The organism is Photorhabdus sp. RM71S (assembly GCF_042879355.1).
GTDB lineage: Bacteria > Pseudomonadota > Gammaproteobacteria > Enterobacterales > Enterobacteriaceae > Photorhabdus > Photorhabdus kayaii.
On sequence record NZ_JBHFKV010000002.1, the window covers coordinates 202,356 to 217,351 of the forward strand.

The following is a 14,996-nucleotide window of genomic DNA, read 5'->3' on the forward strand; positions in this document are numbered from 1 at the left end:
AATGTGGCCTTTAACTGACAAATTACTCTCAATTTGTAGTCATGATATTTCTTCGGTTAAATCAGAAAAATATATCGCTTCTAATTATGGTAAATCATTGGTAGATGAATTGAGCTATTTATTGACTAAAAAAAATGGATTTTATGGCTTTGAATCTGCATTACGCATTTTTCCATATGAAACGATAGGTGAAGAAATCGGCTTAATTGATTGGAACAACAGTAGGTTATGGATTAATTCGTACGAAGATATGGCTAAAGATGCTCTTTTCTTTGCAGAAGATATCTTTGGAAATCAGTTCTGTTTAAAAGATGATTGTATTCATACATTCGATCCTGAAACAGGATTATTTGATAAATTAGCCGAGAGTATAAATGAATGGAGTGGAATTATCTTGGAAGATTATGAAGTCTTAACTGGATATTCTTTGGCTCATGATTGGCAAAACATTTATGGCCCTATTCAATCTGGCCATCGTTTAGTCCCTAAAATTCCCTTTGTTTTAGGGGGAGAATATGAATTGGAAAATCTTTACTTAGCTCGGACATGCGAATCAATGAGAGCCAGAGCTGATTTGGCTCTACAAATACGGAATATTCCCGATGGGGCAAGCATTAAAATGGGCATAAAAGATTAAAAATCAGTTAACAAAAAGATCCCAGCGCTTGGACTGGGATCTTTTTTGGGCCGTCAGTTACTCTCAACGAGCCGGATAATCAACAGCCCGTGCTCAATGCTGACCTGCACCGGCTGCCCGGTCATAAAGCCCGCCTCTTCCAGCCAGTTGCCCTTAAGATGCAAACTGGGGTGCTGGCTGTAATAGCGGGTCATGCCAGTGTGGCGGTTGGTGTGACATCGGCTGATATAGCCGATTTTATAGCGGCGTTGCGCTTTCGAACTACCTGAATTTACATTAACCTGAAATTTGCTTAAGAAAGAAACTAAGCGCCTGAGGCACGATCAAAGTTTTTGTCAAAGAAAACAAAATTGTGGAGATCCTCAGGCATGTCTAATTTAGAAGAACTTGACTGCTGCGTCGATGACTTTTGCCAAAAATTTATTCCTTTCTGGCATCAACAGTTAATTGAAAATGGCTTACTCTCCAAATCCTCAGTCGAAACCCACGATGAAGTGCATGAACGCCGGGCACAGAGCACCACGCTTAGTGGCGACCGCATGACCGTACAGACCGGGAATAACCTCAACATCATCGGCAGCAACGTAGCCGGTACTCAGGATGTTAATCTGGCCGCAGGCAATCAGCTCAACCTTCACGGCAGTGATGTAGTAGCGGGCCGCGATACGCAACTTTCCGGCCAAAACATTAACATCACCAGTGCGGAAAACAGTCATACCGCTGTCACTAAAACCGAACAGAAACAAAGCGGCCTGACCGTGGCTCTGTCCGGCACCGCAGGCGGGGCCCTGAATTCCGCTGTTCAAACGGTTCAAGCCGCCAACAATGAAAGTGACAGCTGAATCAAAGCCTTACAAGGCACCAAAGCCGCTCTTAGCGGAGTACAGGCAGCCCGACTGGCCGATGCTAAAGTCGGTGACGACAAAGCCAATAACAATCTGGTTGGCGTCAACCTCTCCTACGGCAGCCAGTCCTCCCGGTCAGAACTGAAACAGCACCAGACCACTCAACAGGGCAGCAGCCTGATGACCGGGGATAATCTCACCCTCACCGCTTCCGGTACTCCAGACCAGAACGGCGATATCCGTATTCAGGGCGGCCAGTTGCAGGCGGGCAAAGACCTGCACCTCAATGCCAGCCGGGATATCCAGCTCTCATCCAGCCAAAACACCAAACAGACCACCGGCAAAAACAGCAGTCGCGGCAGCTCACTGGGCGTCGATTTGACTGCCGGACCGGGAGGCACGGGTATTAATCTCTCCGTCAGTACCAACCGCAGTAAAGGCGGCTATCAAGTGAAAGTGGGTGAACATACTCAGCTTGACGGCTCAGTCATTGCCAGTACCGCAGACAAAGACACCCTCGATACCGGCACTCTGAGCTTTGGCGACATTCAGAACAAAGCGGATTTTAAAACCGAACACCATAGCGTGAATATCAGCACTGCCGTTTCTGCCAACCATTGCCCACTTACCCCCGCTATCTCCGAGACTGACGGGCAATCCGCCCACGGTTTGCCCCTTCACTTCCCTCTTCCGGGCTTAACGGGGATTATCGGATGTCCGCAGGAACTGGATAGCCATAACGAGTCCAACATACAAAATAGATGAACGCCCCACAAGCGTCGGGACTTCGGTGCGTTGCCGGGTTGTCAGGCAGTATCGTACCGCCTGCAATACCTGAAAGTTGAACAGGTTACACCACGCGGCTAATGACACCTGAGTCCAGAACTTTACCCGATTCAGGCCATTTAATTTTGAGCGGGAATCTCAGGTTGCTGACAAACCTATTTAAAATACTGGGTGTTATCATTGCATAAATAAGGATAAAAGGTCTGGCAGATTAATCAGCCAGAAAGGTGATAACAATTGGACAGGTATTTAAGCGTTAATCAAGCACGAAAATAGTTTAAATCAGATCGTAAACCAGACTGATTAAAACAGTGTAAAGCCGTCTAATTCAGCATATTTTTCAGTTTTACATAAAAGAATAATAACACTGCAATTAATCAGATTCGTATGCTGTTAAATCATTCATTTTAATTTTTTCATGATCGATTATTTAACTATTTTATGGCAAAGTTGATTAACCGTTGAAAATGTTATTAAAGTCGGCTCCTTTGGGAAAATAGATTATCTGATTAAATTATTCATACGATTATCTTCCATTTTTCACTGATAGCTTTATGCTATACAGGTCTTAAACTACTATTAAAAGTCATTTTTTAATCTCCGGTTTTAATCGGCATAAAGTTTTAACCGTTATTTTTATCCTTTCCGCATTCTATTTTTACTGGCTCGGTTTTACTGGTAATCCTAAGTGGCTTTTATAAACCAGCCCATAAATAATCTAACAATATTAAAGATATCTCTTGATGTTTTCTCGGATAAACCCTCCTTTTTCAAAGCCTAAATCCTACCAAATTAACCGTTTTACCTCTCTTTTATTGCATTATTTTTATAGCTTACGCCTTAAAATGACGGTGAGAAAACATCTAACTTTCAGTTCATTAAAAAACTTTCTCTGTCGTACTCATTTTTTAACCTTTCCTTTAATGGTTAATGGATTTCGATTAAATGTCATTAACCATTCTGCCAAAAGTGTAATTTGTCATGTTAAGTCAACCTATTATATAAAATTTCAACCTCTCTACATTCGTACTTTTAAATGGTTATGGTAGTAAACAAACTACTTTTAGTCATTCTGTAGCTTTTAAAAAGCTGGCATTAATGGGGTATCTGTTTTTTTACCCCTTAGCTGACTAATCACCGATAAAAAGGATTTTACGATCGCTAGAAAAGATTTAATGAATGGTATTTACGTTTTATAGCCCCTATTTATCCTCTCCATTCTCATTAAATTGGCATTCAGTTTTCTCGTTTTTCTTTTTCCTATATTTTATTTTTTAGGTTTAAAACCAAAGAAGGTAATAGATTGGCTAATGGTATTAAGATTAAAGCCCATTTTTTAAATCATTTTCAAGACCCCGTTAATCCTGTTAAATGTTTTGAATCAGTTCAGAGATATGTAAACACTAAGGTTTTTTCAAAAGTTAATTGATAATGGTGAAAATACTTACGAAAATAGCTCATTATTTTTTCCTTAATTAAATGAAAATCACAGAAAACAGAAAAAATTTTATAAACCATGCTAATAATCGTCATTTTTAAATCTCCCCCCGTTAAATACGCACTCACACATTGACTATTATGCAATCAAGATATAATGTTTAAATATTCAACCAAACGTGTTTTCATGGCAAAACAAAACGTAATAGAAATAAGGTTAAATCTACGTATAAGTTAAAAATTTAAAGATACGGTAAAAACCGCAGCGTCTGTTTTTAATACCGAATATGACTAGTTTTATTAATACAAACAGTAAGTAAAGAGGCTTCATACACTGAATAACCGTTTCATCTTGTGCTTTAAATCTATTAGATTTCAATTTCGTATAGTAATCCGCTTCAACATTATCTATTCCCTTTTCTCTCATAGGCTTAAATGCATCCCATGTCGTGTTTTTAGTTTCACCCTCAACCAATATACTGGTTTTAGATCCATCATCTAATGAATTGAGAACCAAATAGTTTTTATTTTTATCCAATGCATTAAAATCTTTAGTAGAGGAATAAGTTAATTCTTTTAGTTCAAATATTTCCTTAATCTCTTTTTCCAAAAACATTTTAGATTTACTATCAGCAGAATGCTTTGGAATTCTAGCATCTATTAATACCAGAGGATGTGATAAATTTTTATTAACAGTAATAAAGTCATGAAATATATAATCAGCTTTAAAATACCTTTCATTAAAAGAAATCTCTGCGTGATTTAATAGTTCTTTTATTTTTTGTATAATCAAGTTCTGAACATAATTTTTACTATTTCGATATCCTTTCATAAATCGCATGAATTTTTTATTAGAATATTCATTGGTATTAATATTATCTGTGATCTGAAAATTATTTTCTTTAGTCCTAAATAACAATTGAGTTTCTTCTGTATTGAATGAATCCACTTTTTTTTCAATTCTAAAGACCTTTCTATGTAAATTTATGACTAACTCTTTTTGACAAAAGAAATGAAAATGTGGATAAAAATCATCAATTATATTCCTTCGTTGCTCTGCTGATAAGTAAATTCGTGAATTATAAAAAACAGGTTCTATTTCATAATTCTCTTCAAGCTCTTTAAGAAAAATTCTTTTAATATGCAATCCTATAATCGCAGAAAAAACATTGCATAAAAAATTGCTATTTTCTTCAAATTTATCAATAAACCCTTTTATGTCATATTCCTAGTCGGAAAGATAAAAAAAGTGAACTGCTTTATTATTCCAAAATCTATCATAAAACACTTTTTCTGATAGATTTAAATTCAGTTTTTTCCTTATGATTTTTTGTATTTCTTTATCTACTTTAGTATAGAAATCTTTGTCGCTCTCACCCTCCTCTTTAACAAAACCCTTTTGGCCGTGAGTAATATATAATCCACTACCATCATCTACTTCAAATAGCTTCTCTATATTACCAGAAATACCCCCGTCAATGTCTAAAATATTAGTTTTAGCTACAGGAGAAACACTAGAACAGTCATTAGCAATATCAACTAATTTTATCATTCTCAACCACCTTGCAATAAGTTTAAAATCTGTTTATTAATACGAACTTCTTTAACTAACTCACTTCCTGAACCTATACGAAAATCTTGATCATAATCTTGCTTTTTGTTTTCATACCCAAAGTATTCTTTAAATAAGTTAAGATAATAAATTTTACTATCTGGAGATATTTCTTGTTCAAGATTTAATGGGTTATTTTCCATACGAGTATTTAAGTATACGAACTTAACTGATTCATATTTATGAACAATATAACTTAAAATAGTTCCAGCTTTTCTTTGAGCATTATCATGTGTTTTTAAAGATTGATATCTTTTATCTAAAGTAGATGACCAATTTTTTGTATCAACACAAATTAAATGCTTATCCACCTCAATATAAAAATCAAACAACTCATAGGCTTTTTTTCCTATTTTTTCACTCAATAATTCAGGTTCTATTGGCTGACAATTATGTAATCTAGCCAAAAGTAGGGTAAATAAATACTCACCAATATTCCCTTTGAGCAATGGAATAAAAAAGGGATGTGGAATGCAATCTTTAAACACATTCTTGTTTAGAATTGCAATTTCTTTTAAAAGATGTGTGACATACTCATCTTTTCTACCACCAATTAGATTACCAATACCTGAAAATATCCATTCTTTAGGATGATATATGGAATAGCCATGCTCAATATCAGTTAACGTTACTAACCCATCTTCAAGATTTTTAATACTTAACTTCAACTGTGGAGCAGTAGATATATCAATATATAATGCATTAACCGCATCCATCATTTCCTGGTAGTTTTGAACATGAGGATTTGATTTCAGTTTTTTTACATAGTCTGATGGCGATATCAAACTTTCAATAGATCGAAACTGTTCATTAAATATAATCGCTTCAACATTATCTTCCCTTGCAACTGAGAGCACCTTTGGAACAAAATCTTCAAAAAACTTTTTAAGTAAAACCGAATTTCGAGCTATTTCTTTCTCAAATTATTTTCTCTCTTCACACGATTTAAAACTACACATCATTCTTTCTTTTTCGCATAGCTGCATAAAATGATGATTTAATAAAGACATACTCTCTAATATCGGACGATTTTTTTTAATTCGAGTAAATTGATTAAACAGAACCATTCCATCCTCTACAGCACTATCCGGGATAAATATCTCTGTGTTCATCTTCGTATCTTTACGCTCAACACGACCAATAGCTTGCATTAAATCTTTTAGTTTAGCAATCATATGTTCACGCATTAAGAATTGGTAATCTTCACCACTTGATAAATTGATGTCAAAATCCTTTAAAAATTTTTCTTCATCTGAATCAGAACATTGTTTCATTAAAAGCAGATAGTTTTGCAACGAGTGAAATGTCCTATCATTTGTTTTTTCATCCTTAATGATTGAACTCCAGAATGGTGTACTCGTTAATACTAAACGCTCAAAATCTTCCTCAAATAAATTCTCCTCTTCCCCCGGATAAGTAAGAAAATAATTTAACCCTGTACCGGCACTTTTATAAGAGGAGAGTAATACAACTTTCGTATTTTCATCCTTTATATGGGTGAAGTCTCTAATATTACACTCTTTACGTAATTCCGCATCAAACAAAATCACGCGGATCTTAGGTTTATTTGCAAAAGGTAAATACTCAAATATTTTCCATGAATTATGAATTTTTTTGATATTCTTAATCTTTACTTCTGAGCCGGAAAAATATTTTTTCAATTTACGCTGAAAACGATTACTCAATGCCAAACTCATCGTATGCTTCCCTTGATAAGCAGCAAGGAGCATAGAACAAAGCTGACGTTCGAACTCTATCTTTTGGTAGTTATTTAAACTATTTTTAAAGTTTTTATCCAAACCGTAAAGCTCGTTCCTAAGAAAATCAAATTTTATTTTAAAACTCTCATTAAAATCTTTACAAAAATCAAATAAAGGGAGATCTGAATTAAATACACCAAAGTCAATAGTTCTCAGTTCCGCTCGTTTATCCCGCAGAGAAGTCAACAAGGCAATATCAGCACCACTTCGCTCAATGATTTGAATATCTAAGTTATTTGGTTTACCAGAGCAAAATCGCCGTAAGAAACTACGATTATATTGCCCTGAATAGGTTTCAGCAAAACCTGTCGTTGCACTGAGACAAATTACGCTATTCCTTGTGTTATAGAGACTACGGAGTAAAGCCACTTCGGGCTGCTCTTTAATAAGATCAAGAGTAAAATTTATATACGTGAGATTACTTAATGCCTCGTCTTGAAACTCTAACTCTTTCATCCGCTCTATGGTAAATACTGTTTTAGACTGAAAATATGTATAGAAGTAAGAAATCAACATTTCTTCCGACGCAGGATGATCAAACATTTGTTTCAGTTCATTCCTGATTTTTCCTGCTTTCTGTATAAACTTATACATCAAAAAATTTTGACTACTATCTCCCGCCTGCTTAAGTGATTTAGCAAATTGTGAGCGACTGGAAATCTTCGCAGCAGCAGCCAATACGACCATCGCAAGTTGATAAGTATCATGAAGAGAAGGATTTTTATCTCGACTATCGGTAGAATAATATAACTGACAACCACCTCCTCTATGTACAAATTCAATTTTCACCTTCTTTAGTGATTCTTCAATAAATATCCCCGCCGCAAGCAGCGGGGTATTAAAATATGAAATCACCCGCTTCGCATCGTTCAGTTTTTATTTATTCGTCGCAAGCGACGGGGAATTCAACCCTGAGAGATTAAAAAAACGTTTAGGAGAAAAACTAAATACATTTCTTGTAATATTAATGACTTGCTCAATATCATCACTCTTAATTTGAACAAAATCGATATTGCCAGAAAAAAGTTTAAGTAAAGACTCTAAGTTTTGTTCAATAGTGCCTTCTAAAGATAGCTCGCAATTCTTTTCCAAATACTCCTTGATATCATGAATAAATTCATTTTTCTCAGAGAAAAAAGGTAAATATGGCATCTTAGCAACATCAATATCTTTCACTTGTTGTAATAGACGGTAAGTCACCGCAAAAACATGAACAAGTTGTACTTTGTTATCAATTAAATTCACACTGCGCGACTTTGAGAAAACTCGATAAGCCTCATGTTCTTCATCAATCACTAATGTAAAACTGATATTGTATTTTCTAAAATAGTTTTCATCGTCGATCTTGAAAAACTCTGTCTTTAAATATTCAATTTGTTCTGCAACAGGAGATTCTAAAAAAGCACTTAATGTACTGGCTGTGAGTTTCTTTTTTCCACCAATTAAGTAATCAAAAGGCATCGATTTTACAATATATTTACCTGCCTTATTTATCCGTGGCATTTTAATCGGTCTGTCAAATTTGCTAGTCGTTGCCAGCAGAATACAAGGCGAAACCATCGCTGCTGCCATAGGTATACAATGAAAGATAATTTCTTTACGCAACTGCTCAATCTTGCTCTCTACTCGCATAATAGCAGGTAGATTAACTGCCAATTCTTGTTGGTTTAAAGCGGCCTCCGATAACTGATCAAGCGCCCTCGTTAAATTAGATTTATACTTTTGAAGCTGATCTTCGTAATCCTGAATAAGATCAAATTCATCACCCTGCTGTTTTTGTCTTAAAATTTGCTTTTCAATACTATCTATCATTCTAACAATAACAGCTAAATTATTGGCTTTCGATGCCAACTGTGATTTTTTCGCTCTTTTTTCCCATGTTAAATAACGTGTTCTATTCTCAATAATTTCTCCGTTGCAATCTTCAACCCAGTTTACAAAGTTCAAGTCTCTCAGATCTTCCTGACCATAAAGGCCAAGAAATTCGATGCCTTTTTTCTTCGCCTTTTTAATCAGTTTCTTGTCAAAATCAATCTGTGCTTTCTGGGGAGTAACAAATAGAAAATTGGTAAAATCACTGTTTTTCACATTAACAGTAACTGATTCAATGTAACGGCTAAGTACTCCATAGCTCTTACCAAAACCCGTTCCGTCATTTGAAAATACCAGTTCCGGACTATTATTTTGATATACGCTATAGAGTTCAGATAATTGAGCTCTCAATGTATTAATTTCATCTTTAAGATGCTGTGGGGCTCTCCTATTCGCTAAGTAATTAGCAAGGGTGGGTTGTTCTGACTTACGACTTATGCCACATGGCTGATATTCTCCATCTAAGAGAATAATCAATTTTTGGTGATACAATTCTTGTATAATGTTTCTTTTCGATCGATTTAATTGCAGGGAAAAGTGAGCAACAACATCATTTACCAACCACCCCGCCTCAAAAAGCTGATTGGCTTTTAAAAATACCTCTTTATCTTTCTTTGCCAGCGCTTTATAAGATACACATAATGTAAAATCGTCTTTAGATGCTGTTTTGTCTCTCATCGGCAAAGCAACTTTACGTGCCTTATCTCTACTCCTTTGATATAGGAATCCCATCTTTGCAAGCTCAAACATAATGGCAGTAGCTGTCGCTTCATCATGTTTAAGATCTTGTCTAATTTCCTCCAAAATTGGAGCATGTTCATCAACAACACTATCTAACTGCTTAAATAACTCCAATTTCTTATAAGCGATATCAAAAAGTTTTTCTTTTAAGGTTTCAGACCACCTCATTCATAAAATCTCTTTTGTTTTATTTTTGTACGATCAAACTCTACACAAAATACATATGATTTACCAGAGTAAAAACAGAAGACAGGAAGATGTTATTTTAAAATTACAACAGAAACTCCAAGAAACAAGATGAAAATAGCCATTATCTTGTTCATGGAATATTTTTGAAACCTGAATACTTCTTAGATTAATAACTAAGTTATCAATATATAAATTGCCGATAAAAAATCATAGAACCTGTAAATTAAATGATTTTATTTACTTCACACTTTAATAAATCAGGAAATCTAAACGTCTATACTTCTTCACATCTAAAACAAAACTAATATATTCCTTTTGGCTATATATGGTTGCTATTCATTCTTTCAAACAAATACATATACAGAGTTATCCTCCATAACTATCTGAATACAACGGATTATCTGGAGATGATATGACCACATCACGCTCTGTTCTCAATATGATTGGCAATACCCCGTTGCTGGAGTTAACGCATCTGAATACCGGTCAATGTCAATTATTTATTAAGCTGGAGAATCAAAATCCCGGTGGCTCTATTAAAGATCGCGTCGCTCTTTCCATGATCGAACAGGCGGAAGAACAGGGATTGCTTCAATCTGGTGGTACGATTATTGAAGCTACGGCTGGTAATACCGGCATCGGATTGGCACTAGTCGCCGCCTTGAAAGGCTATAAATTGATTCTGGTCGTTCCAGATAAGATGAGCCGGGAAAAGGTGTTTCATCTGCGTGCACTGGGTACCGATGTACGTCTTACCCGTTCTGATGTCAGTAAAGGTCATCCAGAGTATTATCAAGACTATGCCCTACGTCTGGCGCAGGAGATTCCCGGTGCTTATTATATCGATCAGTTCAATAATCCCGCTAATTCAGCAGCACACACTACCTCTACCGGACCGGAAATCTGGCAACAAATGGACCACAATGTCGATGCAGTGGTGCTCGGTGTCGGGTCAGGCGGTACGCTTGGCGGCTTGAGCCACTATTTTGCTCAAGTTTCGCCGGAAACGGAGTTTGTTCTGGCAGATCCAAATGGTTCTATTCTGGTGGACTATATTGAACACGGCAAATATGGCGAAGCCGGAAGCTGGCAGGTAGAAGGCATCGGCGAAGATTTTATCCCTCCTCTGGGCGATTTTAGTCGAGTGCACCACGCATACCGTGTCAGTGATGCAGAGGCTTTTTCCAGTGCCCGTGATCTGTTGCTAAAGGAAGGTGTTCTGGCTGGCTCTTCCAGCGGAACTTTGCTCGCCGCTGCACTGCGCTATTGCCGTGCGCAAACCACTCCCAAACGTGTGGTTACGCTAGCATGTGACAGTGGAAACAAGTATCTGTCAAAAATGTTTAACGATTATTGGATGCTGGAACAGGGATTCAAATCGCGTGTGCAACAGCACGATCTCAGCGACTATATTACTTACCGCTATCAGGATGGCGCTACGGTTTTTATATCGCCAGAAGATACATTGAAAACCGCGCATACCCGCATGCGATTATATGAAATTTCGCAATTACCGGTGCTGAAAGGAGAACAAGTCGTTGGCATTATCGACGAGTGGGATTTGATGCACACCGTGCAGGCTGATCCACATAATTTCAGCCTGCCCGTTAGCCACGCCATGACTCATCAGGTGAAAACGCTGGATAAAAACGCTTCTCTGCAACAATTGATGGCAACTTTCGACGCCGGACATGTGGCGCTGATCGTCAATAATGACCATTTTCTTGGGCTGGTAACTCGCACAGATGTGCTGAACGCATGGCGTCAGCAACTTAATTGATTTTTAGGAATAACTCTATGACCAAGTTTGATACTAAAACTGTTCACGCTGGCTACACTCCGGATCACACTGGCGCGGTAATGCCGGCAATTTATGCAACATCAACTTACGCCCAATCAGCCCCCGGCCAGCACTCTGGTTATGAATATTCCCGCAGTGGCAATCCGACACGTGATGCTCTGGAAAGCGCGATAGCCGAACTGGAAAACGGTAGCCGAGGCTACGCTTTTAGTTCGGGGCTGGCTGCCAGTTCTACGGTGCTAGAACTTTTGGATAAGGATAGCCATTTGGTGGCAGTCGATGATCTGTACGGTGGCACCTATCGGCTACTCGAAAAAGTACGTAGCCGCACTGCCGGTTTGCGTGTCACTTATGTGGAAGCCAATGACATTGCCGGCCTTGAAGCCGCTATTCGTCCCGACACAAAAATGATTTGGGTGGAAACCCCCACCAATCCCTTGCTGAAACTGGCCGATCTGACGGCTATCGCACAAATAGCGCAACGCCACAGTATTATTAGTGTGGCAGATAACACTTTCGCCTCACCGTATCTCCAGCGCCCACTTGATCTGGGATTTGATGTCGTCGTGCACTCCGCTACTAAATATTTAAACGGCCACTCTGATGTGATCGCCGGGCTGGCAGTGGTCGGAAAAAATGCAGAACTAGCAGAAAAACTGGGTTTTCTGCAAAACTCTATAGGTGGTGTACTCGATCCATTTAGTAGTTTCCTGGTGCTGCGCGGAATGCGGACACTTGCCCTGCGTATGCAACGCCACATTGACAGTGCATCAAAGATCGCACATTGGCTGGAGCAACAGCCTCAGATCAAAACCGTCTTCTATCCCGGCCTCGCTTCCCATCCACAGCATGAATTGGCGAAACGTCAAATGAAGGGCTTTGGCGGTATGATTTCTGTTCACTTAAAAGGTGATGATGATTATGCCCGCCGGTTAATTCAAGAGCTAAAACTATTTACATTGGCAGAAAGTCTGGGCGGGGTGGAGAGTCTGATCAGCCAACCATTTAGTATGACTCACGCGTCTATTCCATTAGAAAAACGCCTTGCTTCTGGGATCACACCACAGTTGGTACGTATTTCTGTGGGTATAGAGGATGCCGAAGATCTCATCGCTGATTTAGCTCAGGCGTTGGAAAAAGCCGCGCAATAAAAGAGCTATGCCAGCCAATTTTTTCAACTGGCTGGCATTTAAATAAAAAGCGGCTCTTTTTATGCAATCAAAAGTAAATGTAGAACCAGAATTATTTATCACCCAACAGAACGGATTCCAATGCGATTTCAATCATTTCATTGAAAGTCGTCTGGCGTTCCTCGGCAGTCAGTTTTTCATGAGTACGAATGTGGTCAGAGACAGTACAGATAGTCAGCGCTTTTGCGCCATATTCAGCCGCAACACCGTAAAAACCCGCAGCTTCCATTTCTACGCCCAGAATGCCATATTGCTCCATTACATCGAACAGTTGTGGATCGGGTGTATAGAACAGCTCAACCGAGAAGATGTTACCTACACGTACATTGATGTTTTTTGCTTTAGCAGCATCAACAGCGTTACGGACCAGATCGAAATCAGCAATCGCCGCAAAATCGTGATCTTTAAAACGTATACGGTTAACCTTGGAATCAGTACATGCCCCCATGCCAATAATTACGTCACGCAATTGAACATCTTGACGTACTGAACCACAGGAACCTACACGGATAAGGACTTTAGCGCCAAAATCAGTGATCAGCTCTTTCGCATAGATAGAGCAGGATGGGATACCCATACCATGCCCCATCACAGAAATCGGGCGGCCTTTATAAGTACCGGTAAACCCCAACATACCGCGTACATCGTTTACCTGCCGCACATTTTCCAGAAAAGTTTCAGCAATATATTTCGCACGTAATGGATCGCCAGGCATCAGAACAACATCTGCAAAATCACCCATCTCAGCATTAATATGAGGCGTGGCCATAATTAAATTCCTTATTTTTTTATTTAATGGTTATTTTAGTCATACATGGCTGCCCAAAAGCAGCCAGTAAGTAGGTTCAGAGCATTGATTTGCCATATTCCATTGGCGACAGTTCAAAATATTCAGCGACTGTCTGTCCAATATCAGCAAAAGTTTCACGATGCCCCAATGAACCAGGTTGTACTTTTGGTCCATAAATCAGCACCGGAATGTGCTCACGAGTGTGGTCAGTACCAGACCACGTTGGATCACAACCGTGGTCGGCGGTCAGGATTAAAATGTCATCATCTTTCACCCGTTTCAGCATTTCAGGCAGACGACGGTCAAACAGTTCCAATGCCGCCGCATAACCCGGAACATCACGACGATGACCATAAGAAGAGTCGAAATCGACAAAGTTAGTGAATACGATGGTGTTGTCACCCGCTTTTTCCATTTCCACCAGCGTTGCATCAAACAATGCATCAATGCCGGTCGCTTTTACTTTTTGCGTAATGCCGACGTTTGCATAGATATCGGCAATTTTACCGATAGAAATGACTTCGCCATTTTTCTCATCGACTAATTTTTTCAGCATGGTAGGAGCAGGCGGCTCTACAGCTAAGTCATGACGATTACCGGTACGCTGGAAATTACCCGCCTTGTCTCCAACAAATGGGCGCGCAATAACCCGGCCAATGTTGTAACCGCCATCAGTCAACTCTTCACGGGCGATTTCACACAGTTCATACAGGCGATCTAAACCGAAAGTCTCTTCGTGGCAAGCGATCTGGAATACCGAGTCAGCAGAGGTATAGAAAATCGGTTTACCCGTTTTCATATGTTCTTCACCCAACTTATCCAGAATAACCGTACCAGAAGAGTGGCAGTTACCGAGATAACCTGGCAGATTTGCGCGTTCTACCAGTTTATCCAACAATGCCTGCGGAAAGCTGTTCTCTTCATCTTTGAAGTAACCCCAGTCAAACAGCACCGGGACACCGGCAATTTCCCAGTGACCTGACGGTGTATCTTTACCGGAAGAGAGTTCACTGGCGTAAGCGTAAGCACCCATAATGTCCGCGTCTTTATCCAAACCGACAGGGAAAGTTCCACAGGACTCCTCAGTCGCTTTCCCCAAACCTAAACTGCTTAAGTTCGGCAAATACAGAGGCCCTTTGCGACCAACATCAGCATCACCACGGGCACATGCTTCGGCAATGTGCCCCAAGGTGTTAGATCCTTTATCACCAAATTTTTCGGCATCTTCACTGGCGCCAATGCCAAAAGAATCCAATACCATGATGAATGTTCGTTTCATAAATTTTCTCCTGCGTCAAATCACACTATACCCGTTATCTTTCAAGCTGCCTCTTTG

At 38.9% G+C, this 14,996-nt stretch carries 13 protein-coding genes; 5 read left to right on the forward strand and 8 right to left on the reverse strand.

Annotation, left to right across the window (positions count from 1 at the left end):
* Position 1 precedes the first annotated feature (1 nt).
* The gene (locus ACGF5R_RS01895; RefSeq protein ID WP_387689474.1) at positions 2 to 637 is read left to right on the forward strand and encodes an SMI1/KNR4 family protein; all 636 of its coding nucleotides are present in this window, start codon (positions 2 to 4) and stop codon (positions 635 to 637) included.
* Between the two features lie 53 nt (positions 638 to 690).
* Here the strand turns inward: ACGF5R_RS01895 and ACGF5R_RS01900 are convergent, their stop codons facing one another.
* Positions 691 to 831, reverse strand: a complete 141-nt coding sequence (locus tag ACGF5R_RS01900; protein ID WP_387689477.1) for a SymE family type I addiction module toxin — start codon at positions 829 to 831, stop codon at positions 691 to 693.
* Between the two features lie 174 nt (positions 832 to 1,005).
* Here ACGF5R_RS01900 and ACGF5R_RS01905 point away from each other — a divergent pair, with 174 nt between their 5' ends.
* On the forward strand, positions 1,006 to 1,479 hold the full coding sequence (locus ACGF5R_RS01905) for a hemagglutinin repeat-containing protein (protein ID WP_387689480.1): 474 nt from the start codon (positions 1,006 to 1,008) through the stop codon (positions 1,477 to 1,479).
* 96 nt (positions 1,480 to 1,575) lie between these two features.
* Complete coding sequence (locus ACGF5R_RS01910; protein ID WP_387689540.1) at positions 1,576 to 2,247, forward strand: hemagglutinin repeat-containing protein; 672 nt, start codon at positions 1,576 to 1,578, stop codon at positions 2,245 to 2,247.
* 1,681 nt (positions 2,248 to 3,928) lie between these two features.
* On the opposite strand, the gene ACGF5R_RS01915 is transcribed toward ACGF5R_RS01910, so the two are convergent.
* The 5 genes from ACGF5R_RS01915 to ACGF5R_RS01935 all read right to left on the reverse strand — a co-directional run bounded on the left by ACGF5R_RS01915 (position 3,929) and on the right by ACGF5R_RS01935 (position 9,858).
* Positions 3,929 to 4,852 carry a hypothetical protein gene (locus ACGF5R_RS01915; protein WP_387689483.1) on the reverse strand — a complete coding sequence of 308 codons (924 nt, stop codon included), beginning with the start codon at positions 4,850 to 4,852 and terminating at the stop codon, positions 3,929 to 3,931.
* 81 nt (positions 4,853 to 4,933) lie between these two features.
* Positions 4,934 to 5,257: a hypothetical protein gene (locus tag ACGF5R_RS01920; protein WP_387689486.1), complete on the reverse strand. Its 324-nt coding sequence runs from the start codon at positions 5,255 to 5,257 to the stop codon at positions 4,934 to 4,936.
* A gap of 2 nt (positions 5,258 to 5,259) precedes the next feature.
* The gene (locus ACGF5R_RS01925; protein WP_387689489.1) at positions 5,260 to 6,174 is read right to left on the reverse strand and encodes a hypothetical protein; all 915 of its coding nucleotides are present in this window, start codon (positions 6,172 to 6,174) and stop codon (positions 5,260 to 5,262) included.
* Positions 6,175 to 6,240: 66 nt separating this feature from the next.
* Positions 6,241 to 7,932, reverse strand: a complete 1,692-nt coding sequence (locus ACGF5R_RS01930) for a hypothetical protein (protein ID WP_387689492.1) — start codon at positions 7,930 to 7,932, stop codon at positions 6,241 to 6,243.
* 21 nt (positions 7,933 to 7,953) lie between these two features.
* On the reverse strand, positions 7,954 to 9,858 hold the full coding sequence (locus tag ACGF5R_RS01935; protein ID WP_387689495.1) for a hypothetical protein: 1,905 nt from the start codon (positions 9,856 to 9,858) through the stop codon (positions 7,954 to 7,956).
* A gap of 433 nt (positions 9,859 to 10,291) precedes the next feature.
* Between ACGF5R_RS01935 and ACGF5R_RS01940 the strand changes: the two genes are divergently transcribed.
* Positions 10,292 to 11,659, forward strand: a complete 1,368-nt coding sequence (locus ACGF5R_RS01940) for a cystathionine beta-synthase (RefSeq protein ID WP_112879073.1) — start codon at positions 10,292 to 10,294, stop codon at positions 11,657 to 11,659.
* Positions 11,660 to 11,676: 17 nt separating this feature from the next.
* Positions 11,677 to 12,831, forward strand: coding sequence for a trans-sulfuration enzyme family protein (locus ACGF5R_RS01945; protein WP_387689498.1), 1,155 nt, complete (start codon positions 11,677 to 11,679; stop codon positions 12,829 to 12,831).
* Positions 12,832 to 12,922: 91 nt separating this feature from the next.
* Here the strand turns inward: ACGF5R_RS01945 and deoD are convergent, their stop codons facing one another.
* On the reverse strand, positions 12,923 to 13,639 hold the full coding sequence (gene deoD / locus ACGF5R_RS01950; RefSeq protein WP_036811781.1) for a purine-nucleoside phosphorylase: 717 nt from the start codon (positions 13,637 to 13,639) through the stop codon (positions 12,923 to 12,925).
* A gap of 76 nt (positions 13,640 to 13,715) precedes the next feature.
* On the reverse strand, positions 13,716 to 14,939 hold the full coding sequence (gene deoB / locus ACGF5R_RS01955; protein WP_387689501.1) for a phosphopentomutase: 1,224 nt from the start codon (positions 14,937 to 14,939) through the stop codon (positions 13,716 to 13,718).
* Between the last annotated feature and the right edge of the window lie 57 nt (positions 14,940 to 14,996).

Coding starts and splice junctions, on each gene's coding strand:
- ACGF5R_RS01920 (WP_387689486.1), bottom strand. CDS start 5,257: ATGATAAAATTAGTTGATATTGCTAATGACTGTTCTAGTGTTTCTCCT.
- deoD (WP_036811781.1), bottom strand. CDS start 13,639: ATGGCCACGCCTCATATTAATGCTGAGATGGGTGATTTTGCAGATGTT.
- ACGF5R_RS01940 (WP_112879073.1), top strand. CDS start 10,292: ATGACCACATCACGCTCTGTTCTCAATATGATTGGCAATACCCCGTTG.
- ACGF5R_RS01895 (WP_387689474.1), top strand. CDS start 2: ATGTGGCCTTTAACTGACAAATTACTCTCAATTTGTAGTCATGATATT.
- deoB (WP_387689501.1), bottom strand. CDS start 14,939: ATGAAACGAACATTCATCATGGTATTGGATTCTTTTGGCATTGGCGCC.
- ACGF5R_RS01905 (WP_387689480.1), top strand. CDS start 1,006: ATGTCTAATTTAGAAGAACTTGACTGCTGCGTCGATGACTTTTGCCAA.
- ACGF5R_RS01900 (WP_387689477.1), bottom strand. CDS start 831: ATGACCCGCTATTACAGCCAGCACCCCAGTTTGCATCTTAAGGGCAAC.
- ACGF5R_RS01935 (WP_387689495.1), bottom strand. CDS start 9,858: ATGAGGTGGTCTGAAACCTTAAAAGAAAAACTTTTTGATATCGCTTAT.
- ACGF5R_RS01945 (WP_387689498.1), top strand. CDS start 11,677: ATGACCAAGTTTGATACTAAAACTGTTCACGCTGGCTACACTCCGGAT.